Below are 23,024 nucleotides of genomic sequence, written 5' to 3'. Positions count from 1 at the left end.
AGTTGTTGGTTATCTATTAGATTTTGGGACGGAGAAACCATAGCCTTACAACGAACTGAAGAGCTCTTGCAGGGCTAAACAGTTTCGTTCCGCAGTTGTGCAAGTAATACCTATAGAAAGCAAGTAAAGCATCAACCATAAACTTTATCCCAACCGAAAAAACACCTCTTAGCGAGGTGTTTCTCATTACAATATCCCACAATTCATAATATCTATTCCACCGTAGCCCGCATATACGTACGCTTGCCCTGTGCATCCTTCAGGTATGGGCCAAGCCCGGCAAAGCGCGAATGGTCCACGTAAACTCCGGTCATCCAGCGGCCTTCGGTCAGGCCTCCGTTCCACTGTAGCACCAGATCGGGAGCGGCGATCCATTCCTGATACACCCGGATGTTCGACTCCAGATATTCCTTGCAGCGCTTGCCGTTCTCGATCAGACGGTGCTTGCTCAGATAGGTAGGTACGAAGTATGTGGAGATCGTATCCAGATCAGCTTCATCCAGAAAAGATTCTTCGCCCAAATAGGGCTGGAAGAGCAAAGTATTTTCATACATCGACCAGATCACTGCCTGTAGCACCATACTCTGCCGGATACCATTATGGAAAGTGAACCTGCGCTGCTTGCCAGGCGATGGAATTGCCGGACCTGCTGAAGGCTCAAGGCAATGACGCTCGCATCCGATACATTTCCAGCCAGACGGGCTTTGAATCCACTTTTGAAAAACACTGCCGCTATCGTTATCCCCTTTGTACAAAGAAGAGATGATGTCATAAGGCACCCCAATCCATGCGCTCCACAAAGACTCGGGGAGATGGCTGTGGAGCATGAACAACACTTTGTCGTAAATAAGCTGCACTCTGATCGAAGCACTCTCCAGTTCGGCGACATCTTTTTTTCCATAGGTTATTTCCCGGGAAAACAAGGTGGTTGTCATCTTCCTCGCCTCCTAAAAGTTTTGTTAGCATAGCTTCCTGAATTCACTTCGTACAAAACTTACTTCGAAAGGATACGCTTCATTTTGTTAGCGTTGCCATAATTATCTATATTACAATCAAAAAAAACCGCGTCATAAAGGGGTGGGCAGCAACTTTTTTTCTATTATATTATATTCTGCCGCCTTACGTGCAATTTATTTGTAATTTAAAAGGAAAAAGCCCCTCTTTCCATCCGGAAAAAGGGGCTACCAACAGGGAACCGAGCGGTTCTACTCGACCCAGCTCTCTGCCCAAGATTGAATCTGCTGCATGACCGGCTCCAGCGCACGGCCTTTGGTGGTCAGTTCATACTCGATGCGTACGGGAGTTTCCGGGTACACATGGCGTACCAGAATCCCTTCACACTCCAGGTCCTTCATTCGTTCGGATAACATCTTATCGCTCATTGTTGGGATCAGACCGGAAATATCCTTGAAACGCTTGGGTCCGCTCATCAATGTCTGAATAATAAGTCCATTCCAACGTTTACCTAAGAAGGAGAAGGCCGTTTCGAATCGAGGGCACATCGTCAACTGATGTTCTTCCATTATTCTCACCTCTCACTTTTAACTTACATTAAGTTAGTATATATAATTTTAACACATTTATAGCACAATGAACATCGTTTGGCAAAAAAAAGTTCAATCGCCTCTGTCTTGCCGGGATTTCCTATTGGCTATAGCCTCGGTCACTACATATGCAAGGTCGTCATTGCTATATAGGGACAGGACTCCCAGCACCGTATCGTCGGAGATGAACCCCGATTCGTCAATGGGTACAGTCAGCGAAAGCGCATGGCTTAACGCCGCATTCCCCTCTTGCTGCGGATAAGCCTGAAGATACAACGCATGCGGGTCCAGCTTGTTGTTCACACACCATTGGGCAAATACCAGGATCATCATTTCTTCATCCCGCTTGTAGCTCTCGATAATCTGCTCTTCCGTTGATTTGCGGTAATCCTCCATGTGGTCTCCCTCCTTTCTGCTCCATTGTTAGTCAGCAAGCTTCGCTGCCAGCACATGGCTGGGCAGGACTGCTGAAGCAGTTATTCCGCATTGCCCCGGTGTGTCCAGGCTGCTTAAAAAATGGTTCACCACACCACTAAATCCTCTGCGTTCCAGCACTGTATCCCAGCTTCCGAAGTTCTGCGTACGCGGCAGCGATCCCTTCTCATACAAGGTTGCCCGTTCCATGTCCACGACTTCCACAGATCTGCCGTTGCCGTGCAACTCCAGCTTCTCCAGATCTGCCCCGGCGTCCCGCACCATGCTGTACATACCGGTCGTACCATTCTTCCAACCCAGATGACCGGAAGATTGCAGCAGCCGTCCCGCATCGTCGGATTTCAGATTGCTATGCAGCAGCTCAGCATCTCCTTCGCACAACCATAGCAGCAGGTCCAGCATATGGATCAGATCATCATGGACCGTTTCACGGCTGCTGCCGGACTGCAGCTTGGTCCGGTGCTTGAACGCGTGACAGGCGCTGATGCCGCCTGCTTTCTCCAGCCAGGCTTTGGCAGCCGTATACATCGGCGCATAGCGGCGGTTGAACCCTACACCCAGCAGCAGTCCCTTCTTTTCAGCGAATCCGGCCATCCGCCGGGATTCTTCCAGATCATAGGACAACGGCTTGTCCACATATACCGAAACTCCGTGATTTAAGCATTTCATAACAATATCATAATGCGTGGGGGTTGGGCTATGCACAAATACTGCATCCGGCTTCCACGACAGGAGCTCATTCAGATCTGTAGTGCCTCTTGGGAACCGGTAGGAATGAACTGCATTTTGTACGGTTGCCGGCGAATGGCTGAGCACACCCACCACCTCGGCCTGATCATGCCGGGAGAGCAGCGGGAGATAGACTTTCCGCGCGATGTCGCCGAGGCCAACGAGAGCCACCCTTTTCCGTACTGTACTTTTCATAAGCGTATCTCCCTTGGCTGTGAGTATTTCCACTTCCTATTAAACGTATTATACCGTGACAAGCCGCAGCAACAAATGATCTTTGCTTCATTAAATGCTTTTTTTTCAGTATGATGAAATGAATGAACGAAAGAAAGGGCATAGTAGAATGAGAAAATGGCTGACTATACTGCTGTATGTTTCGGGAATATTCCTCACGTTTATCTACAGGTATGACATCCTGGCCTGGCTGCGGCAGGATCATAATCTGTTTTTGGGCTTTGGCGCCGCTACTTTGCTGGCGATGTTCCCGCCGGTGCCTTATAAGCTGATAATCGGGATTTACGGGTATGCCTATGGAAGTCTGGCGGCGGCGGTGATTTGCTGGAGTGCATCTACCCTTGCCGGGGCGATGATCTATGGTATTGTCCAACACATGTTCCAGGAAAAAGCCCGTACTTATTTGGCATCAGTACCCGCGCTGGATAAATTCACATCTGCCGTGCAGCGGAGGCCATTTGCAGCGGTTGTGCTGGCCCGGCTTGCACCGGTCGTTCCGCAGATGGGAGTAAATATCTATGCAGGTGCCGCCGGCCTGCCCTTTTGGAGTTATCTTGCGGCATCCGGACTGGGCAAAATTCCTGCCATCGCGTTATACGCCTTTCTCGGCGGCCAGCTGCTCCAGCATCCGCGAAGCGCGTGGATGGCTATCCTGGTATATGTGGCGGTACTGGCTCTGGCTATATTATCGCTGCGTCCGCGATCCTTCAGCTCCAAGAAAGACTGATGCCAGGAACGACATGAATCCTTATTTTTGCACAAAACGCCGCTAACTGGCAGGCGGCGCTTTTTTGTTTTATAATTACATTGTGATCTATTTAATTGCATCTATGAATGGAGGGATATTCATGAGTGATGTTCAATCTTACAATATAAGCAGCAAAACAGAAAAAGCTACGTTTGCCGGGGGCTGTTTCTGGTGTATGGTATCACCATTTGAAGAACTTCCAGGAATCGTTGAGATTATATCCGGGTATACGGGCGGACATACCGTTAACCCGACTTATGAAGAGGTTTGCTCGGAAACCACAGGACATGTGGAAGCAGTGCAGATCACCTTTCAACCTGATATTTTCCCATACACCAAGCTTCTGGAGCTGTTCTGGCAGCAGATTGACCCTACCGATGCCGGAGGGCAGTTCTATGACCGCGGGACTTCATACGGGACAGCTATTTTCACCCACTCCGAAGAGCAGCGGGAGCAGGCTGAAGCCTCCAAGGCGGACTTACAGGCCAGCGGACGTTTCTCCGCTCCCATTGTGACGCCGATCCTTCCGGCCAAGCCGTTTTACCGTGCGGAAGAGTACCACCAGGGATATCACCACAAAAATCCCGGTCACTATAAACGTTACCGCACAGGCTCCGGCCGGGACGCTTTTATCGAGGACCACTGGAAGCACAAGGAGGAGAAGCAGAGCCTCAAGGAACGTCTGACTCCGCTGCAATATGAGGTTACCCAGAACAATGCAACCGAATCCCCTTTCCGCAATGAGTTCTGGGATCATCACGGGGATGGCATCTATGTCGATATCGTATCCGGTGAACCGCTGTTCAGCTCTCATGACAAATTCGACTCCGGCTGCGGCTGGCCCAGCTTCACCCGACCGATCCGCGACTATTCAGTCAAAGAGAAGACGGATCTCAGCCATCTGATGGTCCGCACCGAAGTCCGCAGCAAAGCAGCCGATTCTCATCTTGGACATGTATTTAACGATGGTCCCGGTCCGAATGGTCTGCGCTACTGTATTAACTCGGCAGCACTCCGCTTTGTTCCGAAAGAGGATTTGGAAACGGAAGGCTACGGCGAATACCGCGTACTGTTCCAGCATGCTTAACTAACAGCGGTTATTCAGCCCAGTTGCACATCCATGTCACAAAGCCTCCAACCCGCAAGCAGCGGTGTTGGAGGCTTTGTTTCTTCTGTAAAAAATACTACTCCGCTACTACTCCGGCTTTTTGTCATCCAGCTCATCCGCATCAGGAGCCGGCGCCGGATTCCCGGTGGTCTGATCCTGATGCGTCTGGTTCTGCTCCCGGTTCTCCTGACGGATACGCATAACCGTCCCATGATCCCGTGACTTGTTTCTTTTGCGGACCCAGAGCACAATTACCACAACAACAGCAGCTACAATCAATACCGGAAGTGCAGCGGCCAGGAGTATAAAGAGCCATTGAAACATTACAGACAGTGCATGCAGACTGCTCTGAAGCGCATCCGAAGCCCGGTCCATTAACGGCCCTTGTTCTTTGGTCTTGGCAATACCCACGCTCTCTTCAGTCTGATATAGTCGAAGCTCAACCGTGGAAAAGGATACATTCTGGTCAATATATCGCATTCTGCCCTTGATCGTCTCCATTTCCTCCTGAATGGCACCAAGCTGGTTGGCGAACGCCACGAGGTCTGCAGATTTGGTTGCCTTTTTCATAAACTCGATATATTGGCTCTCCATCAACTGCTTGGCCTTGAGGCGCGACCCCAAATCCACATATTCCTCTGAAACGTCCTGACCCTGGATTTTATGCTGAAGCTTCACGTTTTTGATCTTTTCCAAATGGTCCAGAAAGGAAGAAAATCCCGAAGCAGGCACCTTCAGAATAAAGGCTCCGCCATGCTCATATTCGGAGGTATTCTCCGAAAATTCAACAATATAGCCTTCTGCAAGCGTCACCATATTGCGCACTTCTGTCTGCGCTTTAGCATAGTCCGTTACTTCCATCGTTAGGCTGGCGTGATAGATCAGCTTTTTGTTCAGTCCTGCCACAACATCGCTTCCCGTAAAACCGGCTGTTCCTCCAGCTGCACGCGCTGCATCCGTGTTGCTCACTGCTGAGCTTCCTCCGCCAGCCTTGTCTCCCTCAGCCGCAGGAGCTTCAGCTGCAGCCGACACTGCTTGATCCTTCGGTGCAGCATTCGCTGAAGTGTTCTGGTCTGCTGCGCCGTCGAAGCCTTCTGCCGTGCTGGAATTGTCTGCCTTCATCTCCGACCGGCTTGCAGAATCATTATTGCTTCCAGCCCCGCACCCTGTCAAAACGATAGCAAACACTATTAGTCCCAATACATAATACAGATAATGCAGACCCCTTTTTTGCATGCCCATTCCTCCAAAAGTGTAGTGGAATTTCCGCTTCTTTTGTACAGATTGCTGCCAGCGAAGAGCTTTTTGTCTGTAGGCATCTTTCGCGTTAAAGTCTTTGACGTTCCAAAAGCTGGAAGGTTGCAGGAATTCGGTAAATTTTCCATTTAATTAGCCGTTATCTTTGTTTGCGAGCGTTTACATTATTTGCTGCAATGAAGTTGTCTTTATAAGGAAGGTAACACCAAAAACCCTATATTCACAAGGAATAAGGGTTAGGTTCTGCTCGGACAAGCTCCACCTTGCCGATCAGTCTATTATTCATTTCGAACGCCGCCATTTCACGACAAAGGGAGGTGAGACCCTCATGGCAAAAGACGTAAAGTGCGCAGTCAACTCCTGTACGTACTGGGCTGAAGAAGACAAATGTAACGCCGAATCCATCTTCGTTGCCTACCACAGCTCGAAGCAGCCTTCACAAGCTGAAGAAACAGACTGTAAAACCTTTGAAAGCAAATAAGTTAAGGTTAGAAGGGACCCTCCACGGTTCCTTCTTTTCTTTTTTCTATTCTAGCAAGATTGAGAATGATTATCAAGCGTTTTTCTTCCGCACATTACCTGCAGCCAGAACCATGTTGCGAAGTGCCGCCTCCGTCTCCTCCCAGCCGCGTGTCTTCAGCCCGCAGTCTGGATTAATCCAGAATTGTCCGGCATCCAGTACACGCAGTGCGCGCTCAATATTCTGCGTCATCTCCTCTACTTCCGGAACACGGGGACTATGGATATCATAGACGCCCAGTCCAATGCCTTTATCATAATCATGATCTTCAAAAGCAGTAATCAGCTCCCCATGGCTGCGGGAAGTCTCAATGGAGATCACATCCGCATCCATAGCCGAGATCGCCCCGATCATGTCATTAAATTCGCTGTAGCACATATGTGTATGAACCTGCGTGGTGTCCTTCACATGGTTCGTGGCTACCCGGAAGGACCGTACAGCCCAATTCAAATAATACTCATGATCTTCCGCCTTCAGCGGCAGTCCTTCGCGGATAGCCGGCTCATCCACCTGAATCATCTCAATTCCGGCATCCTCCAGCGCCTGAACCTCGTAACGGAGAGCAAGGGCAATCTGCTTCGCAACCTCTTCGCGGCTGAGGTCATCACGTACAAAGGACCAGTTCAGGATAGTTACCGGTCCGGTCAGCATCCCTTTTACCGGCAGCTTCGTCAGAGACTGGGCATAGACACTTTCTTTGACGGTCATCGGCTGGATAAAAGCGACATCCGCGTAAATCACCGGTGGCTTCACGCAGCGCGAGCCATAGGATTGCACCCAGCCATTCTGGGTGAACAGATAGCCACCCAGTTTCTCCCCGAAGAACTCCACCATATCCGTCCGCTCAAATTCACCATGTACCAGCACATCCAGACCAAGCTCCTCCTGAAGTGTAATTGCCTCGGCGATTTGGCGGCGGACGAACGTATCATAGCGCTCCTCATTCCACACCCCTTTGCGCCATTTGAGTCGCGCCTGGCGGACCTCAGCCGTCTGCGGAAAGCTGCCGATAGTTGTTGTCGGCAGTAGGGGCAAACGCCATTTCTCCTGCTGCAGCTGCACTCGCTCTGCGAACGGCAGGCTCCGGCTGTCCTGAAGTTCGTCCAGACGGCGGACCTGCTCGGCCACATCCCGGCGGCCGCGTTCAGGAAGTGCACGGAAGACGGCCAGCGCTTCCCGGCTCTCTGCAAGCCCCGCCTCGGCCGTTCCGTTGTCACCGCCTGCGGCTGCGGCGAGCAGCCGAAGCTCTGCCAGCTTTTCGTCGGCGAAGGCCAGCGCCTGCTTCACTGCAGGCTTCAGCTTCCCTTCGCTCTGCACCGTTACCGGCACATGGAGCAGGCTGGAGGATGGCTGAAGAATCAGCCGGTCCAGCGGCACATGAAGAGCCAGCTTCTCAATCAATCCAAGCTTGGTATCAGGGTCTGCACGCCAGATACTGCGTCCGTCGATAATGCCAGCGCCCAGCCATTTATCTTCCGGCCAGCCAAGTCGTCCGATCGCCTCCAGATTCGTGCCGCCATCATGGACGAAGTCAAGGCCAATGGCCTGTACCGGCAATTCAAGCAATGCTTCCAAGGGTTCAGCCGCTTCAAAATAAGTCTGCAGAATCAGACTCAAGCCGGGGACTGCAGCGGAAATCTCGCTATAAATGGTCTTCAGCAAGGCAATATCTTCCGCGTTCAATCCAATAACGATGGCTGGTTCGTCGATCTGCACCCAGGCTACACCTTCCTGCTGAAGCTCCTGCAGCAGCTGAATATAAGCCGGCAGGAAACGGTCGGCAACCTCCCCGATGTCCGCAGCCGGAAATCCCTTGGACAGCTTGAGAAAGGTATAAAGTCCCACGATAACCGGCTTGCCTTCAATGCCAGCCTGCGCTTTGGCGAAGCGATAGGCGGCCAGCGGTTTATTCTCAGTCAGCCGGGGTGTAAGGCTGCCGATCTCCGGCACGATATAATGGTAATTCGTATTGAACCATTTGGTCATCTCGCAGGCCGGGGCGGCCGCATTGCCGCGGGCCATGGCGAAATATAGATCAAGCGGGACAGCCCCGCCGTCATAATCATACCGTGGCGGCACAATGCCGAACATAACGGCTGTGTCCAGCACATGATCGTAGAAGGTGAAATCATTCACCGGGATCAGGTCAATACCGGCCTGTTGCTGCGACCGCAGGTGCTGAAGCTGAATGTCCGCCATTTCAGCACGGAACTCCTGCTCGCCAATTTTACCGGCCCAGTACGCTTCCAGCGTTTTTTTCCATTCACGGTTTTTGCCGATTCTCGGGTATCCCAGATTGCTGGTGATCAATTTAGTTGTCATTGAAATCTGCTCCTCATCTGTTCGCTATTTGTTGTATATCCTTATAAAAAGACGCCTCTCCCGAAAAATAAGCCACAGGGAAAGACGCCCATTGATCTTCTAAATGGAATAACGTCCGAACACCTCCCTATCTTCCGTAGGTACTGCAGTGCTTCAGAGTCAGGCAGGTCTCCTGGCTAGCGGAGTCATCGTTCTTCAGCAAGTCTTCCCGGCTGGATCTACCTGTCTGCCAGTGACACATTAAGCTGGAACTCTTCCGTTACAGTGGCGGGACCGCGTCGGTTTCGAGCCGAACTTCCCTATTAAGCTGGACAAAAGCTACATTCACTCCGTCCGGCACCTGTCTCCTATATTCGCTTTTCAAAACTTCATCCTTTAATCTGATGCCATCATACTGTACCTTTTTTGCCATCCGCAACAGATTCCGGCGATTTCAGCTATACACATTCGCTATAGCAAAACAGCTTTTTGCCCGATTTGGCATCTGAATCTTGATCAGTGCTCATGACAAAAAGGCGATACCCTCCAAGGAAGGCACCGCCCGCATTATTCTTTTCTATTCTAGAACCATACCAGATAGACCACTGCAGCAAGAACAATCCGGTAGATTGCAAACGGCAGCAGCTTAATGCGGTTGATCAGCTTCAGGAAGAAACGCATGGACAGCAGTGCGAACAGAAATGCGCTGATGAACCCGGCGATAAAGAACGGCAGTGCATCGAGAGTGAAATACTGCCAGTTCTTCAGCAGTGAAATCAGGCTGGCTCCAGCCATAATCGGCACCGCCATAATGAAGGTGAAGTCGGCCGCGGCACGGTGGCTCATTCCGAGCAGTACACCACCGGAGATCGTTGATCCCGAACGGGAGAACCCCGGCCATAGCGAGAAACACTGGATCAGACCGACCGATAGCGCCTGCCTATATGTAATTTGGTCGACACTCTCCGTTTTGATCTTTTTGGGGGCGAAAAGGTCTGCGCAGATCATTAGAATCGCTCCGACGACCAGACCAATCAGCACCGTTGAGGTCGAAAACAGATGCTCATCAATATAATCCTCGAACAGAAAGCCGAGCACTCCGGCAGGGATAAGACCCACAAGCACTTGTGCCAGCTTCAGCCGTCCCGCGGTCTCCACTGCCGGCTGTCCTTCCGGCACCGCTGTCAGCTCTTTGCGGCTGAACCGTTTCAGACCCAGAAGATCGATGAACCGGTTGCGGAAAATCACCACCACAGCCAGGATCGAGCCCAGCTGAATCACTACCTTGAACGTATTCGCTGTGTATTTCCCGAGAAATTCCTGCGATTTCAGCCACATATCATCGACAATAATCATATGACCCGTGGAGGATACCGGAGCAAATTCAGTCAAACCTTCAACAATACCTAATATGATTGCTTTAATTATAGTCAAAAGCTCCATGTAATCTCCTCCTAAAAGTTTTGTGAGCATCACATCTATGAAATCACTTCGTTCAAAACTTGCTTCGGAAGCATAAACTTAGTTTTGTGAGCATCGCATCTATGAAATCACTTCGTTCAAAACTTGCTTCGGAAGCATAGAATTCGTTGGTGTTGTTACCCGCGGGCTTTGCCGGCGGTACGTCGTTTACGCAAATACAACAGTCCCAGCACGAGAATTCCTCCGGCAATCAGGGCGTAGACCACGCTGGAATAAGCCTCTATATACCCTCCAATATCCTCCCAGGACTCTCCTAGCGCAGCACCCAGCAGGATCAGCAGTGTATTCCAGCCCAGTGTACCGATCGTCGTAAACAACATAAAAAGTCCGAACTTCATTCCCGACATTCCTGCCGGAATCGAGATCAGACTGCGCACCAGCGGCACCATCCGGCAGAACAGCACCGTCCAGTAGCCGTATTTATCAAACCAGGCATCCGCTTTGCGGATATCACTTTTCTTGATTCGTATCCATTTGCCGTACCGGTCCACAATCCGCTCCATTCGGCTGACATCCAGCATCCGGCCGATCCAATACAGAATGGCTGCCCCCAGCAAAGAACCCGCCGTAGAGGCGATAAGGACACCCGGTATCGTGAGTCCGGAGGTTGTAGTCATAAATCCGCCAAAGGGCAGGATGACCTCTGAAGGAATGGGGGGAAAGACATTTTCCAGCGCCAGCATCAGAAAAATACCGGCATATCCGAACTGCTCCATAATATCCGTAATCCATGTTTTCATGCGGTTCCCTCCGTCTAGATGAGATTTTTCTTAAGGTTGCGCAAATAGCGGCTGCGGATGAAAAAGAAGTACAGCGTCTGGGCAGCCAGATAACTGGTCAGCACAGCTCCGGTCTCGGCAGCGATGGATAGATAGAACAGCCGCTGAAGCGCAATAAAAGCAAACAGGCTGTGCAGAACCGCCAGCAGCACCGGAATGAAAAACATGAGTGCCAGCTGCAGCGTCGCAATACGGTCCAGCTCCTGGTCGGTCAGACCCATTTTGGACAGGGTGGAATACTGCAGGCGGTCATGATCCAGATCCATATAAAGACGGAAGTAGAGGAAGCTGCCGGCAGCAATGAAGAAGACGATCCCGACGAGCAGCGAAGCGAACAGCATGGTGCTGTACAGCGTGCGCTGAATCTCAAATAAGGTTCCGCTGATCACGACCGCATAAGCAGACTTTTCTTCATAGGGAACCTTCCCTTTGGCAGCGAGCTCTGAAGCCACACCCGCCGTCCGGACAAAATCATCCACGTAGAAGCCGGTATACCAATCCTGCTGCACCGGGATCACCCGGCTGTACAGACTGTCGCTGATCACCAGCCCGCTGAAATCGCCGCCTCCCCTGCCATCCAGCTCCGGCAGCAGATATTCGGCAACCGGTACTTGCTGCGTATAGCCGGTCTCTTCAATCCGTATTCCTTGTATAAGCGTATATGTTGCTTTGAAGCGCTCCGAGGTCAGACTCCGGTCACGCTGGGAACCGATCATCACCAGGCCTTCACGGCCTTCCAGCGGCGGTTCATTCGAGCTGAAGCCCGCATACTCCAGAGCAAGCTTAAAATTACTGTAGGACATCAGAGGCAGCTGACGTGTATGGTCTGGTCCTGTCTGCGAAGCGACTGCTGCGACTTTGAGCGGAATCCGCAGGGTTTCGTAAGTCAGACCCAGCTGCTCCAGCTCTGCAGTAATCCCCCTAAGGTCCTTCTCTTCCGAGGAAGCATGCCCCCCGCCCTTGGCTACATAGCCGACTGCCGCCGGATAATCCAGCTTCAGCTCCCGCGACAGCGTGTGGATCGATGCGAAGACTCCCACCGAGGTGAAGGAAACCGCCGATACAATAGTGACCATAAAAAACATCCGCCCATTGTCCTTCCACCGGTACGACAATCCCGAGAACGTGAGAATATGCGTATGCTTCCAATAGAAGCGGCGCAGCTTCCGCAGCATCCCCACGATATACAGACTGAGTTGTGTGTAGAAAAGATACGTGCCGCATACAGTAATCAGCACAACTGGAACCATCATGATCTCTACAGTAGTGGCTGTCGTGGCAGCCGCCAGACCATACCCGGAGAGGAGCAACAGACCTGAGATCAGCGCCAGCCCCTTGGATACCTTTGGCTCCGCATTCCCTCTGTGCCCGCCCTGGAACAGGCCGCGCGGTGCTTCATTCCCTATAAAAACAAAAGTAGACAGCGAGATCAGCATGAACAGCAGAACAAAGCTGCAGATGGTAAGCACCGGCGCCTGCCAGGGCAGGTGAAATGTAAGTGGGGGGATGCCCAGAAACCCGGACCCGATCATCAGGAAGAGCTTGCCCAGCAGAAGCCCCAGCAGTGTGCCGGTGAGGATAGCAGATCCGCCAATCATCATATTTTCCAGAAATACCATCAGGTTCAGCTGCCGTTTGGTCATACCGTGCATCAGCAGAATCCCGAACTCCAGATTACGTGATTGCAGGAAAGAACCTACTGACACGAGTACGAACAGGGAACAAAAGACATAAATGATTCCCTCGGCCACCATCATCGTATTTGCAGCTGTCCCAAGGATCATATCCTGCGAAATCGCCGGATGATAAATGAACAGTGCACACAGAAAGAAGACCATGACCGAAAACGCGCTGCTGACAAAATACGCGGCATATTTCCGCTTATTCCGTGCTACATTCCTATAGGCGAACTGCCGGAAGGTCATGGCCCGCTCCTCCCAGCAGCGACAGCATGTCGATGATGTTCTGGAAGAAGGCGGCCCGGCTGGTGCCCCGGTACATTTCGCTATGGAAGCGCCCGTCTTTGATAAAGATGACCCGGTGGCAAAAGCTCGCTGCTACCGCGTCATGTGTGACCATCAACACCGTGGCTCCCTCCGCCTCATTCACCTCGGCCAGCAGATTCATAACCTCGTTTGCGGCTTTTGAATCCAGGCTGCCCGTCGGTTCATCTGCCAGAATCAGTGCAGGCCGGTGGATCATTGCCCTGGCGATGGCCACCCGCTGTATCTGTCCGCCGGAGATCTCATAAGTCCGTTTGTGCAAAAGAGTGCTGATGCCCAGTCTGTCTGACACCTCTGTGAGTCTGTGCTCCATCTCCTTCACGGAGACTCCGGCAAGCGTCAATGGCAGCACAATATTTTCTTCCACAGTCAGCGTGTCAAGGAGATTGAAGTGCTGGAAGACAAACCCGAGCTCTTTGCGGCGGAACAGCGCTTTGTCCTTGCGCCCCAGGCTTTTCGGGTCCCGGCCATTGATCATTACTTCTCCCGAGGTGGGTTCGTCGATGGTGGCGATCACATTAAGCAGTGTAGTTTTGCCGCTGCCCGATGGTCCCATGATTCCCACGAACTCGCCCTTCTCCACAGCAAACCGGATATGATTCAGGGCGTGAATCGACACTTTGCCCTCGTATATTTTGGATAGATTATGGACATCTAAGATGGGCAAATGCTTCCGCTCCTTCATTCCCCTGGCTTGCATTCATTATACAAAGTGTAAACAGCAGCTGCTATTTCTGAAACTTACAACTACCTTACAGTATTGTAAGCCGCGAAAGACGATTGACATTCATCTGCAAAGCGAATATATTTGTATGCATGAGCATGCATTTAATAATTTGCGAGGAGAGATTTGAATGAAGGACTTGTTTACCCCCTATGAGCTGCAGGATTTGAAGCTGAAGAACCGTGTGGTTATGCCGCCCATGTGCCAATATTCCGTAACGAACAAGGATGGTCTCGCCACGGACTGGCACTACAATCATTACGTAAGCCGGGCGGTCGGCGGTGCCGGACTCATTATCATTGAAATGACTGATGTCGATCCGGATGGCCGGATTACCGATTATGACCTTGGGCTCTGGTCAGATGAACAAATCCCCGCACTGGCGAGAATCGTTGAAGCTTGCCACGCTTACGGTGCCAAGGTAGGCATCCAGATTGCCCACGCCGGACGCAAAGCTGAGGATGCTCCTCAACCGGTGGCCCCCTCTGCGATTCCTTTTAATTCGGAATTCAAAACTCCGCGCGAGCTGACCACCGAAGAAGTACAAACGATGGTTCAGAAATTCCAGGCAGGCGTTAAGCGCGCCGTTCAGGCGGGCTTCGATGTGATTGAGCTTCACGGCGCACATGGCTACCTGATCCACCAGTTCCATTCCCCGCTGACCAACAAGCGGTCTGATGAATATGGACAGGATCTGACGCTGTTCGGCAAAGAGGTCATTCAGGCAGCTAAAAAGGAAATGCCGGAGGGCATGCCTTTGATTATGCGGATATCCGCACAGGAGTATGTAGAAGGCGGCTATGGCATTCGCGAGAGTATCGAGATTGGCAAAGTCTATAAGGAAGCAGGCGCGGATATTTTTCATATCAGTGCGGGTGGTGAAGGTGCCATTGCTGCTGAAGGCCAGCCGGGAACTCATGCTGCCTATCAAGTTCCGCTTGCCCGTGCATTCAAACAGGAGCTGAATGTTCCTGTGATTGCAGTAGGGCGCCTAGATGAGGCGGTTCTGGCTAACGCAGTTATCGGCAACGATGAGGCTGATCTCGTCGCTGTGGGACGGGGCATGCTGAGAAATCCGTACTGGACCCTGGAAGCCGGAGTTCAGCTCGGAAAAGATGCCGGACTGCCGAAGCAATACGAGCTTGGCTTTCCCCGTTCCCGTAGATAACCTCCTCCCAGAAACCAGGGCGATTCCCTCGCCGTTCCTTATACAAACCGGGGCCTGGAATGTTATAATGTACAAAAATATCATCATATGGCATACATCCGGGAGAGGAATGGTGTAGATGAAAAATTCTCTTGAGGGTGGCGTAATCACAGGCTGGTTAAGCTTAACTCATATACAAATGAAGGTTGCAGGTGAACTTGAAGCCAAATTGCAGGAGAGCTTTGGGTGGTCTCTGAATGAATTCTATCTGATGTACTTCCTGTCCGAAGCACCGGAGAAGAAGCTGCGCCTGCAGCAGCTGGAATCTATGGTTGGGCTCAGCCAGAGTGCCGTCTCCAGACTGGTCAGCCGCTTCGAAGCCAAAGGCTGCGGCGCACTGCAACGGACGGTCTGTGACGACGACCGCAGAAGCATTTATACCTCTCTGACCCCTTTCGGCCAGGAAAAGGTGGACCGCGCGCAAGTGACGGTGAATGAAGTGCTTCGTGAAGCGTTTCCCCGTGCGGAGATCAAGCTGCTGCTGGAGCAAATGCTGGACCTTCCGCAGCAATAGCGCCCAAGCCGGGCTCACCCCAAAATCCATTTATTTTCATAAAAACCTGCTGTCTCATATTGGAGACGGCAGGTTTTTATGGTTGCAGTTCATTGCCTTACTTGATTCCGTTCACTCAAAACATAATCCGGACCGTAGTTCCCGCCCCCACCTCGGAGGATATTTCCACGTGATGTCCCAGCTTACCGCAGATTTGCTTCACCAAATACAGGCCCATCCCGGTAGATTCCTGGAAGCTGCGCCCGTTAACACCGGTAAAATAGGCATCGAACACACGCGGCAAATCTCCTGGCGGAATACCTACGCCTTCATCCCTCACCTCAAGCACAGGTCTGCCTTGTTCCCCTGCATACCCGTGAAAATGTACAAATCGTCCCTCCTCTACCGTATACCGCAGCGCGTTGGTAATCAGCTGTGTCAGCACAAAGGACAGCCATTTCTCATCTGAGGTAATAAAAAGGTCATTCTCGACTGAAATGGCCGGAAAAACACGTTTACGGATAAACAGCCGTTTCTGCTCCGAGGTTACGCCCCGCACAATAGCCGAAAGCTCAAGCCGCTCCACATAGAAATCATGCTCGAACGTGTCCAGGCGGGCGGTATAGAGGACGGTATCCAGCCCTTTTTTGAGCCGGTCCAGCTCATCGCTGATCGCCGTAAAAGGCGGGCCGTCTTTGTCTTGAATCATAAGGTGGATGACCGACAGCGGGGTCTTCATGCCATGCACCCACTGGTTAATGAAGTGAATATGCTCCTCCAGCTTATGGCGGTAGCTATGCAGGTCATTCTGATACAGGCGGAACTGATGAGCCAGCAGGCTGCGCAGGCTCTCCGCCAGCGGAGTACTCTGGACAGGTCCGCCGGAGTCATCCAGCGATGACGGCAGATTCAGCAGACGTTCGTAGAAGGAACGGTTGGAGAAATAGCGGTATGCCAGGTATGCCAGCAGCAGACAGGTGCTAAGCAAGCCCGCATACAGACTTACATTCACTCCGCTGCCCCCGTCCAGCCGATAGACCAGTGTTATCATTGAAAGCTGGGCCAGATAAATAATAATAAGCGGCATCTGTTCCCGCACAAAAAGCTTCATCTTAGGCCTCCTCCCAGTTATCGCACAGCCTATAGCCTTGACCGCGTACCGTCTGGAGGCCGTCCGCGATATCCAGCGCCGACAGTTTTTTGCGCACCCGGGTCACATACACATTCAGGGTGTTGTCATCGACAAAAGCCTGGTCATCCCAGATTTTCTCCAGCAGCCGGTCGCGGGTCACGAGGGTGCCTGCCTTTTGCATCAGCTCATCAAGTATTTTGGCTTCAGTGTGACTGAGGTCGATCTTGGCGTTGCCCCGCGACAGGACCAGACGCTCCACATCGAGCATCAGCCCCGACACGGTCAAGCTGCGATCACTTCCGCCTCCGGCATAGGAGCCGTAAGCCCGGCGAAGATGGCTTTTGATTTTGGCAAGCGCAATCTCGTAATCGAACGGCTTCGTGATGTAATCATCAGCGCCGTTTTCCAGCGCCATCACCTGATCCATTTTGCCTTCACGGGCGGAGATGAACAGGATCGGGCAGGTAGAGATTCCCCTGATTTGGCGGCACCAGTAGTAACCGTCGAACTTCGGCAGATTCACATCCAGCAGTACCAGATGAGGAACAAACTGCTCGAACTCTGTACGGACCGCTTCAAAATCACACACGGCCTGCGTATCATAGCCGAATTTATGTAAATAATCCTGGAGCAGCGTCACCAGCCCACGGTCGTCTTCAATAATAAAAATTTTGAACATATCAGGCCTCCGGTCTGCAGCATAAGCCCGCAAAGGGGTTTGCCCCATAATATATACAGTCCCTGCATAGTAGTCAAATATGAGGTAAAGTTACTAAGCATCCCATGATGAAATCCCGCCTGGCAGGTGTTGCGCCTCAGAACCCGCGCAAAAACAGCCGCCCACCGGAGTACTCCGGCAGACGGCTGTTTCATTGTTAAGGAGTAAAGGTAACAGGCCAGTTGCTTATACCGTCTATCTGCCGTCCAGCAGATTGCCCAGACCGCCGAGAATACTGCCTTCTTCCTTGCGTCCTGTAGGACCGGCAGCAGACAGTATACGGTCTGCCATCCGGCTGAACGGCAGCGATTGTACCCACACCTTGCCCGGTCCGCGCAGGGTGGCAAAGAACAGGCCTTCACCGCCGAAGAGCGCAGTCTTCACGCCTTTGACCATTTCGATATTATAATCTACAGTGGAGGTCATCGCCACGAGACAGCCGGTATCCAGCTTAATCGTCTCACCCGGCTGCAGCGTCCGCTCCATGATATAGCCCCCGGAGTGAACGAAGGAAAGACCATCTCCTTCGAGCTTTTGCATAATGAAGCCCTCACCGCCGAAGAAGCCTGCACCCAGCTTGCGCTGGAATTCAATGCCGATCGATACACCTTTGGCTGCACAAAGGAAGGAATCCTTCTGGCAGATGATCTTCCCCCCATGCTGCTGAAGATCCAGAGGGATGATTTTGCCAGGGTAAGGCGCGGCAAAGGTAACCCCTTTGCGGCCGTAGGCCCCACTGTGTGTGAACACTGTCATGAACAGGCTCTCACCGGTCAGCAGGCGTTTGCCTGCGCCCATCAGTTTGCCCATCAGCCCGCCCCCGCGTGATCCGGTTCCGTCACCGAAAATGGTCTCCATCGAGATTTCCGGGTCCATCATCATGAAGCTTCCGGCCTCCGCAACCACACTTTCACCTGGATCAAGCTGTATCTCAACACACTGTATTTCCTCACCCATAATCACGTAGTCAATCTCATGAGCACTCATTGTTATTCCTCCCAAATTTAGGTCTGCTATGTAATCCTATGTTTGTACGGCTGAGATATATACGCTCCACGCGCTTCACTGGTTTCACTAACCCTAGACAACAAAGAAGGCCAGCCCGAGTGTTAATCTGGCTGACCTTTCGCTTATCCCCATAACAGGGGGTAATTTGAAACTTTTCACATTACTGTACCATCATGCGGTTTGCTTAGTGCGGGTTGAATCTTCGGTGCTTTGCTCAGCTTAGGTCTGCCCAGTGAGGTTGTAAACGTAATAACGTAGCCTGCAACAACTACTGCCATTACGGTGTACAGCGTTTCCTTGAGAGGCATATAGAAAAGTGATAGTGCCAGAACGATAACATCCATCAGGATAAATACGGTTCCTACCTTAATTCCCTTCCATTCACTGATCAGCAGTGACAAAATATCATCACCGCCGCTCGCCCCGCCGCCGCGTAGGACCATTCCCGCTCCTAGACCTGTCAGTACACCGGACAACAACGCCGCAAGCGGCAAGTTATCCTGCAAGTTGATCACCCATCCGGAATAACGTTCCATCAGGCTGTAGAATACGGTGAAGGCTCCTACAGAGATGAAGGTATTGCACACGAACGCTTTTCCCTTGAAGAACATTGCGATTAGAAGTACTGGTATGTCTAAGACTAGAATAGACAAAGATGGCGAAATACCTAGTACATATTTGCCGAGCAGTGACAAACCTACGAAACCACCCTCGGTCAAATGATTCTGATAATTGATGTGATAATACGTAAATGCAAGCAGAAATGTTCCGGACAAAATAATAGTTAGTCGAAGCGGCAATCGCATGCCACTGTCTTGTTTCCTCATACAGGTCTCCCCTTATTGTAGATGGCGGCTTAGACGTATTCCAACCCTCTACGATGGGTCTGACCGGAGGATGTGTTGCTCCTTCGCATACAATACTCCCTTCCTCGCAGAGGCGGTTTCGTCAAATAACAACGGTACGCGCACTTTCTACAGGGAAGCTAAGTATAAGACAGATCATAACGTTTCCAAATCGTCCTTTGGGGAATCGTCCTTCGGGGACACATGGTATCCTGATCCTTTCTCTAATTTGATGTGTTCTGAATAGATTATACCACGCTAAGGTGCTTCTCTAAACACATTTCCATTAAAAAGCATACAGAACTTTGTAAAATCTCTGTCAGCCCGGACTCCGCAGCAGGCGGTTGACCGTCTCACGCCTCACTCCGATCAGCTGGCCGATCTCCTCCTGCGTCAATAAATCCGTCAGCTCTGCACCATGTGAATACTCGAGAAGCCAGCGTGACAGCAGCGCAAGCCGTTCTCCCGGAGTGCCCACCGTAAGATGATCCAGGCGGGTCTGCATGAAACGCACCTTCTCTTGAAGCAGCAGGGCGATTTCCATGACTTTATCCGGGTCCTCACGCAGCTCGCGGTACCATTCCGCTGCCGGAATCAGTTCCACTTCGCTTTTCATCATGGCTACAGCTGTTCCATGCGCCTCCTTCGGTGAAATAAGTGAATGATGGGGGACGGTTTCCCCGGGGTACAAGAGATTGAACAATACGATGTTCCCGTTCTCATGCAGCCGGGTTACCTTGAAGAGTCCGCTCTTCACCTGAAACAGATTCTGGCAGGCATCCCCTTGGCGGAACAAGACCTCTCCTTTGTGCAAAATCATCCCGCTCTCTCCTTTATATTCTCAGTATGTATGACTCTATTCTACAAATTGAAAAGAAACCCTGTCCAAAATCGCAGGCAGGGCACAGTTTTGTCAAAATGACTAGGCACTCAGCCATCGCTTACCCTAAATCATACTGGACAGACTGCTCTTTACTGCCGCTTCTTCAGCCATGTCAGCAGCTCGGTTGCACATTCCTCCGGCGTATGCTCCGCCGTGCAGAGCTTCACTTCAGGACTGACAGGGACCTCGTAAGGATCGGAGATCCCGGTGAAGGAAGGAATTTCACCACGGCGGGCTTTGGCATACAGGCCCTTGACATCCCGCGCTTCGCAGATCTCCAGGGGACATGCCACATAGACTTCCACAAAATCCGGAAGCATATCACGGGCATAGCTCCGCATCTCCGCATAAGGGCTGATCAGAGAGATCACCGTAATCACACCGTGCCGGTTCAGCAATCCTGAGATATAGGCTGCCCGGCGGATATTCTCGAAGCGGTCTTCCCGGCTGAATCCCAGCCCGTGGCCGATGCTGCGCCGCAGCTCATCTCCGTCCAGCCATTCCACAGCGTGTCCCTCTGCCCGCAGACTGTCCGTGATCAGCCCGGCAATTGTTGATTTGCCTGCCCCTGACAGCCCTGTGAGCCATAGGGTTATTCCTGGTTGCACACTCATGCTCTTCCCTCCGGCACGCTATAAGGAATTCGTTCCAGCAGTCCGGAACCGTAAATCTGCTGCAGCTGCAGCTCAGGCATATGGATATAGCCGATATAGCAGTCACAAGCCTTCATCCGGCAGCTTCGTTCCGCCGACAGACCTTCAAGACCATCCCTGTAGAGGCTGCCAATCACCCCTCTGTCCTTATAACACCGTTTGACCTGGCCGGAACCTTGTACATAGAACACACTGCTACCTGCATTACAGGCTTTGCCTAGGCTTTCGTAGTCTCTCGTATTAAGTACGAAATGCGGATCTATACCGCTAAGTAATGCGATATCCTCCCGTGTATAGTAGTCAGGTTTATCCTTATAAGCATTTACCCACAAATAGACATCCTCCGGCAGGGCTTCCCGCAGTGAAGCTATCGCCTCAAAGGCACTGCGCAACCCGACGCTCCCCACACTAAAAGGTATGCCTTGCTCATATACAGCCATACATTGGGCCAGAAACTGCTGCTCCGTTACCTGTCCCGGATGATAGGTCGCCCAGAAGGCTGCCTTATGCGGATTCAGCCGGGCGGTAAAATCCAGCCCGGCCGACAGATTGGTCTGAATAGCCACCTTGTCTACGTGCTCCAGATTGGAGAGTGTGACCATAGCCTCTTTGTACCAGCGGTGGATCAGGGCTTCTCCGTAAGGATTGAAGAAGATGGACAGCCGGTGACCTTCAGATCCCTGTGCGGTTGCCCAGCGGACAAAGGTCTCCAGCTCCTCACGGTCCTTCGCGAGTCGCGCTCTACTGTCTCTGGTCTTACCAAACGGACAGTACGGGCAATCATAGTTACAGGAGGTTAGAGAGCCACGATAGTAAAGAACAGCCTTCATGGCAAAACAAACCTTTCCATCTGCTCCCGGATGTTGCCCGAAATAAACCAGTCGCCGATCGAATCCGAGTAGCCGAGTCCTTCCCGAGTCAAGCGTAATATACCCTCTTCATCCAGGGCAAGGCCGCTCTGCAGCAAGAGGTTCAGCTCAGGATGATCGTTCCATAAGGAAGACGCAAAGCGCCCGCTATAATCGGCAAGCTTCAGTCCTTCACTGTGCAGCACCGCCTTCAGAATGTAACGCCGCTTCTGCTCTTCAAGACTAAGCACAATGCCGTAATCTGCGGTATCATAGCGCTCAGCCGCGACATAATCCGCGATGATGCTCTCTGTAGCCTTGCGGCTGACCCCGTAACGGGAGGCATAGTGCACATTCCGGGTATAGGATCTGGCTCCGCAGCCCAGTCCGACCATTCCTTCCTCCTGACAGCTGTAGTCCAGGATGGTTTTGCCTGATCTGGCCGTATCCTTGGCAAAACGCCGCATGGAGTATTGCGTGTAGCCATAGTCAGCCAGGACCCTTTGGGCCGCCTTATAGCACTCAAGGCGGATGTCCGTCTGGCGCCGTATATCCTCCGGCTTCACAATCGTATGATCACGCGTATACAGCGGATAAATGAAAATTTCCTCCGGCTCATGCTGCACCGCCTGCTGCAGGGAGAACAGCCAGGATTCCACCGTTTGGCCTGGAAGCCCATAGATCAGATCCAGATTCAGGATCGGAAAATCATACTGCTTCAGCAGCTCCAGTGCACGGTATACCGTATCCGGATTCTGCGGACGGAATATGGCGGCTGACTCGGCGGCAACAAAACTCTGGATGCCCATACTGACCCGGTCTACCTTATGTTCCTTCAGAATATCCAGTTTTTCCTCTGAGAGCGTCTCGGGAGAGGTTTCAACCGAGAGGGAAGCCGTGCTAAAGTCCAGACCCATGATATCCTCAGCAATACGGAACAGCCGGCGCAGCTGAACAGGCTCCAGCAGGCTGGGAGTCCCGCCCCCGATGGCGAATCTGGCGAACGGCTTGCCGCCGGTGAATGCTGCCCACTGCCGTGCCTGGCGTTCCAATGCGTCCACATACACCGTGTGCACCTCCGCCCGCTTGTCAGGCAGAGTGAACAGGTTGCAGAAGCCGCAGCGTGCGCCGCAGAACGGAATATGCATGTACAGGAAAAAAGTCTCCGCAGGCTCCTCCTGCCAGAGTGGCTCCAGCGGAACCGGCGGCTCCAGGTCGCGGTAAGCCGTTTTGTGCGGATAAGAATAGAGATAATTGCGGTAAGGATAAGTGGTAATGCGTTCTTTCCACTGTATGACCTCCTCCGAAGGGAATGGGGTTCTTCCGTCATGGCGGAGGTGCAGGGGATGCTGTGTCGACGTCATACTATTACC

At 52.0% G+C, this 23,024-nt stretch carries 23 protein-coding genes and 1 riboswitch; of the genes, 5 read left to right on the top strand and 18 right to left on the bottom strand.

The genetic code is table 11. From position 1 onward, the window contains the following. Positions 1 to 212: 212 nt before the first annotated feature. From A3849_RS07015 to A3849_RS07000, 4 genes are all read right to left on the bottom strand, one after another. On the bottom strand, positions 213 to 935 hold the full coding sequence (locus tag A3849_RS07015; protein WP_074110763.1) for a hypothetical protein: 723 nt from the start codon (positions 933 to 935) through the stop codon (positions 213 to 215). 270 nt (positions 936 to 1,205) lie between these two features. Further along, entirely contained in the window at positions 1,206 to 1,523 is a 318-nt protein-coding gene (locus A3849_RS07010; protein WP_039295412.1) for a winged helix-turn-helix transcriptional regulator, read from the bottom strand. Between the two features lie 93 nt (positions 1,524 to 1,616). Continuing rightward, positions 1,617 to 1,940 carry a hypothetical protein gene (locus A3849_RS07005; RefSeq protein WP_074110762.1) on the bottom strand — a complete coding sequence of 108 codons (324 nt, stop codon included), beginning with the start codon at positions 1,938 to 1,940 and terminating at the stop codon, positions 1,617 to 1,619. 27 nt (positions 1,941 to 1,967) lie between these two features. Beyond that, positions 1,968 to 2,903, bottom strand: coding sequence for a Gfo/Idh/MocA family protein (locus A3849_RS07000; RefSeq protein WP_074110761.1), 936 nt, complete (start codon positions 2,901 to 2,903; stop codon positions 1,968 to 1,970). A gap of 148 nt (positions 2,904 to 3,051) precedes the next feature. On the opposite strand from A3849_RS07000, the gene A3849_RS06995 reads away from it, so the two are divergent. Beyond that, positions 3,052 to 3,669 (top strand): TVP38/TMEM64 family protein, encoded by a 618-nt coding sequence (locus tag A3849_RS06995; RefSeq protein ID WP_074110760.1) that lies wholly within the window; start codon positions 3,052 to 3,054, stop codon positions 3,667 to 3,669. A 121-nt stretch (positions 3,670 to 3,790) separates the two neighbouring features. Continuing rightward, complete coding sequence (gene msrB, locus A3849_RS06990; protein WP_074110759.1) at positions 3,791 to 4,777, top strand: peptide-methionine (R)-S-oxide reductase MsrB; 987 nt, start codon at positions 3,791 to 3,793, stop codon at positions 4,775 to 4,777. 108 nt (positions 4,778 to 4,885) lie between these two features. Here the strand turns inward: msrB and A3849_RS06985 are convergent, their stop codons facing one another. Beyond that, positions 4,886 to 6,034 carry a DUF4349 domain-containing protein gene (locus A3849_RS06985; RefSeq protein ID WP_074110758.1) on the bottom strand — a complete coding sequence of 383 codons (1,149 nt, stop codon included), beginning with the start codon at positions 6,032 to 6,034 and terminating at the stop codon, positions 4,886 to 4,888. A gap of 349 nt (positions 6,035 to 6,383) precedes the next feature. Between A3849_RS06985 and A3849_RS06980 the strand changes: the two genes are divergently transcribed. Beyond that, entirely contained in the window at positions 6,384 to 6,536 is a 153-nt protein-coding gene (locus tag A3849_RS06980) for a DUF1540 domain-containing protein (protein ID WP_074110757.1), read from the top strand. A gap of 72 nt (positions 6,537 to 6,608) precedes the next feature. On the opposite strand, the gene metE is transcribed toward A3849_RS06980, so the two are convergent. The 5 genes from metE to A3849_RS06955 form a co-directional block, all read right to left on the bottom strand. After that, positions 6,609 to 8,897, bottom strand: coding sequence for a 5-methyltetrahydropteroyltriglutamate--homocysteine S-methyltransferase (gene metE, locus A3849_RS06975; protein ID WP_074110756.1), 2,289 nt, complete (start codon positions 8,895 to 8,897; stop codon positions 6,609 to 6,611). Between the two features lie 145 nt (positions 8,898 to 9,042). Further along, positions 9,043 to 9,256, bottom strand: a riboswitch (cobalamin riboswitch). Positions 9,257 to 9,458: 202 nt separating this feature from the next. Further along, on the bottom strand, positions 9,459 to 10,319 hold the full coding sequence (locus A3849_RS06970; protein ID WP_074110755.1) for an undecaprenyl-diphosphate phosphatase: 861 nt from the start codon (positions 10,317 to 10,319) through the stop codon (positions 9,459 to 9,461). Between the two features lie 155 nt (positions 10,320 to 10,474). Next, positions 10,475 to 11,098 carry a DedA family protein gene (locus A3849_RS06965; protein WP_074085369.1) on the bottom strand — a complete coding sequence of 208 codons (624 nt, stop codon included), beginning with the start codon at positions 11,096 to 11,098 and terminating at the stop codon, positions 10,475 to 10,477. 14 nt (positions 11,099 to 11,112) lie between these two features. Beyond that, on the bottom strand, positions 11,113 to 13,062 hold the full coding sequence (locus tag A3849_RS06960) for an FtsX-like permease family protein (protein ID WP_074110754.1): 1,950 nt from the start codon (positions 13,060 to 13,062) through the stop codon (positions 11,113 to 11,115). Beyond that, positions 13,037 to 13,807, bottom strand: a complete 771-nt coding sequence (locus A3849_RS06955) for an ABC transporter ATP-binding protein (protein ID WP_074110753.1) — start codon at positions 13,805 to 13,807, stop codon at positions 13,037 to 13,039. Before A3849_RS06955 ends, A3849_RS06960 begins: the two co-directional genes overlap by 26 nt. 187 nt (positions 13,808 to 13,994) lie before the next feature. On the opposite strand from A3849_RS06955, the gene A3849_RS06950 reads away from it, so the two are divergent. Together A3849_RS06950 and A3849_RS06945 are read left to right on the top strand one after the other, a co-directional pair. After that, positions 13,995 to 15,032, top strand: a complete 1,038-nt coding sequence (locus A3849_RS06950; protein WP_074110752.1) for an NADH:flavin oxidoreductase/NADH oxidase — start codon at positions 13,995 to 13,997, stop codon at positions 15,030 to 15,032. Positions 15,033 to 15,150: 118 nt separating this feature from the next. Beyond that, positions 15,151 to 15,585 carry a MarR family winged helix-turn-helix transcriptional regulator gene (locus A3849_RS06945; RefSeq protein WP_074110751.1) on the top strand — a complete coding sequence of 145 codons (435 nt, stop codon included), beginning with the start codon at positions 15,151 to 15,153 and terminating at the stop codon, positions 15,583 to 15,585. Positions 15,586 to 15,700: 115 nt separating this feature from the next. On the opposite strand, the gene A3849_RS06940 is transcribed toward A3849_RS06945, so the two are convergent. The 8 genes from A3849_RS06940 to A3849_RS06905 all read right to left on the bottom strand — a co-directional run bounded on the left by A3849_RS06940 (position 15,701) and on the right by A3849_RS06905 (position 23,015). Next, the gene (locus A3849_RS06940) at positions 15,701 to 16,675 is read right to left on the bottom strand and encodes a sensor histidine kinase (RefSeq protein ID WP_074110750.1); all 975 of its coding nucleotides are present in this window, start codon (positions 16,673 to 16,675) and stop codon (positions 15,701 to 15,703) included. A 1-nt stretch (position 16,676) separates the two neighbouring features. Beyond that, on the bottom strand, positions 16,677 to 17,375 hold the full coding sequence (locus A3849_RS06935; protein WP_074110749.1) for a response regulator transcription factor: 699 nt from the start codon (positions 17,373 to 17,375) through the stop codon (positions 16,677 to 16,679). Between the two features lie 234 nt (positions 17,376 to 17,609). Further along, positions 17,610 to 18,401: a TIGR00266 family protein gene (locus A3849_RS06930; protein ID WP_074110748.1), complete on the bottom strand. Its 792-nt coding sequence runs from the start codon at positions 18,399 to 18,401 to the stop codon at positions 17,610 to 17,612. Between the two features lie 176 nt (positions 18,402 to 18,577). Then, a complete protein-coding gene (locus A3849_RS06925; protein WP_074110747.1) occupies positions 18,578 to 19,249 on the bottom strand; it encodes a YitT family protein in 672 nt (223 codons plus the stop codon). A gap of 337 nt (positions 19,250 to 19,586) precedes the next feature. Then, entirely contained in the window at positions 19,587 to 20,087 is a 501-nt protein-coding gene (locus tag A3849_RS06920) for a Crp/Fnr family transcriptional regulator (protein ID WP_074085378.1), read from the bottom strand. A 152-nt stretch (positions 20,088 to 20,239) separates the two neighbouring features. Continuing rightward, entirely contained in the window at positions 20,240 to 20,764 is a 525-nt protein-coding gene (cysC, locus tag A3849_RS06915; RefSeq protein WP_074110746.1) for an adenylyl-sulfate kinase, read from the bottom strand. Next, entirely contained in the window at positions 20,761 to 21,633 is an 873-nt protein-coding gene (locus A3849_RS06910; protein ID WP_074110745.1) for an STM4011 family radical SAM protein, read from the bottom strand. Before A3849_RS06910 ends, cysC begins: the two co-directional genes overlap by 4 nt. Beyond that, entirely contained in the window at positions 21,630 to 23,015 is a 1,386-nt protein-coding gene (locus A3849_RS06905; protein ID WP_074110744.1) for an STM4012 family radical SAM protein, read from the bottom strand. Before A3849_RS06905 ends, A3849_RS06910 begins: the two co-directional genes overlap by 4 nt. Positions 23,016 to 23,024: the final 9 nt, after the last annotated feature.

Source organism: Paenibacillus sp. P46E (assembly GCF_001909095.1).
In the GTDB taxonomy this organism is placed as follows: domain Bacteria; phylum Bacillota; class Bacilli; order Paenibacillales; family Paenibacillaceae; genus Paenibacillus_AQ; species Paenibacillus_AQ helianthi.
Note: the sequence above shows the minus strand (reverse complement) of the source record. Positions and strands in the feature narration are given on the sequence as shown.

What these genes read in the sequence shown, in the direction of transcription:
- A3849_RS07000 (WP_074110761.1), bottom strand. Translation starts at nt 2,903, where the DNA reads ATGAAAAGTACAGTACGGAAAAGGGTGGCTCTCGTTGGCCTCGGCGAC.
- A3849_RS06940 (WP_074110750.1), bottom strand. Translation starts at nt 16,675, where the DNA reads ATGAAGCTTTTTGTGCGGGAACAGATGCCGCTTATTATTATTTATCTG.
- A3849_RS06935 (WP_074110749.1), bottom strand. Translation starts at nt 17,375, where the DNA reads ATGTTCAAAATTTTTATTATTGAAGACGACCGTGGGCTGGTGACGCTG.
- A3849_RS06945 (WP_074110751.1), top strand. Translation starts at nt 15,151, where the DNA reads ATGAAAAATTCTCTTGAGGGTGGCGTAATCACAGGCTGGTTAAGCTTA.
- A3849_RS06950 (WP_074110752.1), top strand. Translation starts at nt 13,995, where the DNA reads ATGAAGGACTTGTTTACCCCCTATGAGCTGCAGGATTTGAAGCTGAAG.
- A3849_RS06910 (WP_074110745.1), bottom strand. Translation starts at nt 21,633, where the DNA reads ATGAAGGCTGTTCTTTACTATCGTGGCTCTCTAACCTCCTGTAACTAT.
- A3849_RS07010 (WP_039295412.1), bottom strand. Translation starts at nt 1,523, where the DNA reads ATGGAAGAACATCAGTTGACGATGTGCCCTCGATTCGAAACGGCCTTC.
- metE (WP_074110756.1), bottom strand. Translation starts at nt 8,897, where the DNA reads ATGACAACTAAATTGATCACCAGCAATCTGGGATACCCGAGAATCGGC.
- A3849_RS06985 (WP_074110758.1), bottom strand. Translation starts at nt 6,034, where the DNA reads ATGCAAAAAAGGGGTCTGCATTATCTGTATTATGTATTGGGACTAATA.
- A3849_RS06960 (WP_074110754.1), bottom strand. Translation starts at nt 13,062, where the DNA reads ATGACCTTCCGGCAGTTCGCCTATAGGAATGTAGCACGGAATAAGCGG.
- A3849_RS06930 (WP_074110748.1), bottom strand. Translation starts at nt 18,401, where the DNA reads ATGAGTGCTCATGAGATTGACTACGTGATTATGGGTGAGGAAATACAG.
- A3849_RS06920 (WP_074085378.1), bottom strand. Translation starts at nt 20,087, where the DNA reads ATGATTTTGCACAAAGGAGAGGTCTTGTTCCGCCAAGGGGATGCCTGC.
- cysC (WP_074110746.1), bottom strand. Translation starts at nt 20,764, where the DNA reads ATGAGTGTGCAACCAGGAATAACCCTATGGCTCACAGGGCTGTCAGGG.
- A3849_RS06995 (WP_074110760.1), top strand. Translation starts at nt 3,052, where the DNA reads ATGAGAAAATGGCTGACTATACTGCTGTATGTTTCGGGAATATTCCTC.
- msrB (WP_074110759.1), top strand. Translation starts at nt 3,791, where the DNA reads ATGAGTGATGTTCAATCTTACAATATAAGCAGCAAAACAGAAAAAGCT.
- A3849_RS06980 (WP_074110757.1), top strand. Translation starts at nt 6,384, where the DNA reads ATGGCAAAAGACGTAAAGTGCGCAGTCAACTCCTGTACGTACTGGGCT.
- A3849_RS07005 (WP_074110762.1), bottom strand. Translation starts at nt 1,940, where the DNA reads ATGGAGGATTACCGCAAATCAACGGAAGAGCAGATTATCGAGAGCTAC.
- A3849_RS07015 (WP_074110763.1), bottom strand. Translation starts at nt 935, where the DNA reads ATGACAACCACCTTGTTTTCCCGGGAAATAACCTATGGAAAAAAAGAT.
- A3849_RS06925 (WP_074110747.1), bottom strand. Translation starts at nt 19,249, where the DNA reads ATGAGGAAACAAGACAGTGGCATGCGATTGCCGCTTCGACTAACTATT.
- A3849_RS06970 (WP_074110755.1), bottom strand. Translation starts at nt 10,319, where the DNA reads ATGGAGCTTTTGACTATAATTAAAGCAATCATATTAGGTATTGTTGAA.
- A3849_RS06905 (WP_074110744.1), bottom strand. Translation starts at nt 23,015, where the DNA reads ATGACGTCGACACAGCATCCCCTGCACCTCCGCCATGACGGAAGAACC.
- A3849_RS06965 (WP_074085369.1), bottom strand. Translation starts at nt 11,098, where the DNA reads ATGAAAACATGGATTACGGATATTATGGAGCAGTTCGGATATGCCGGT.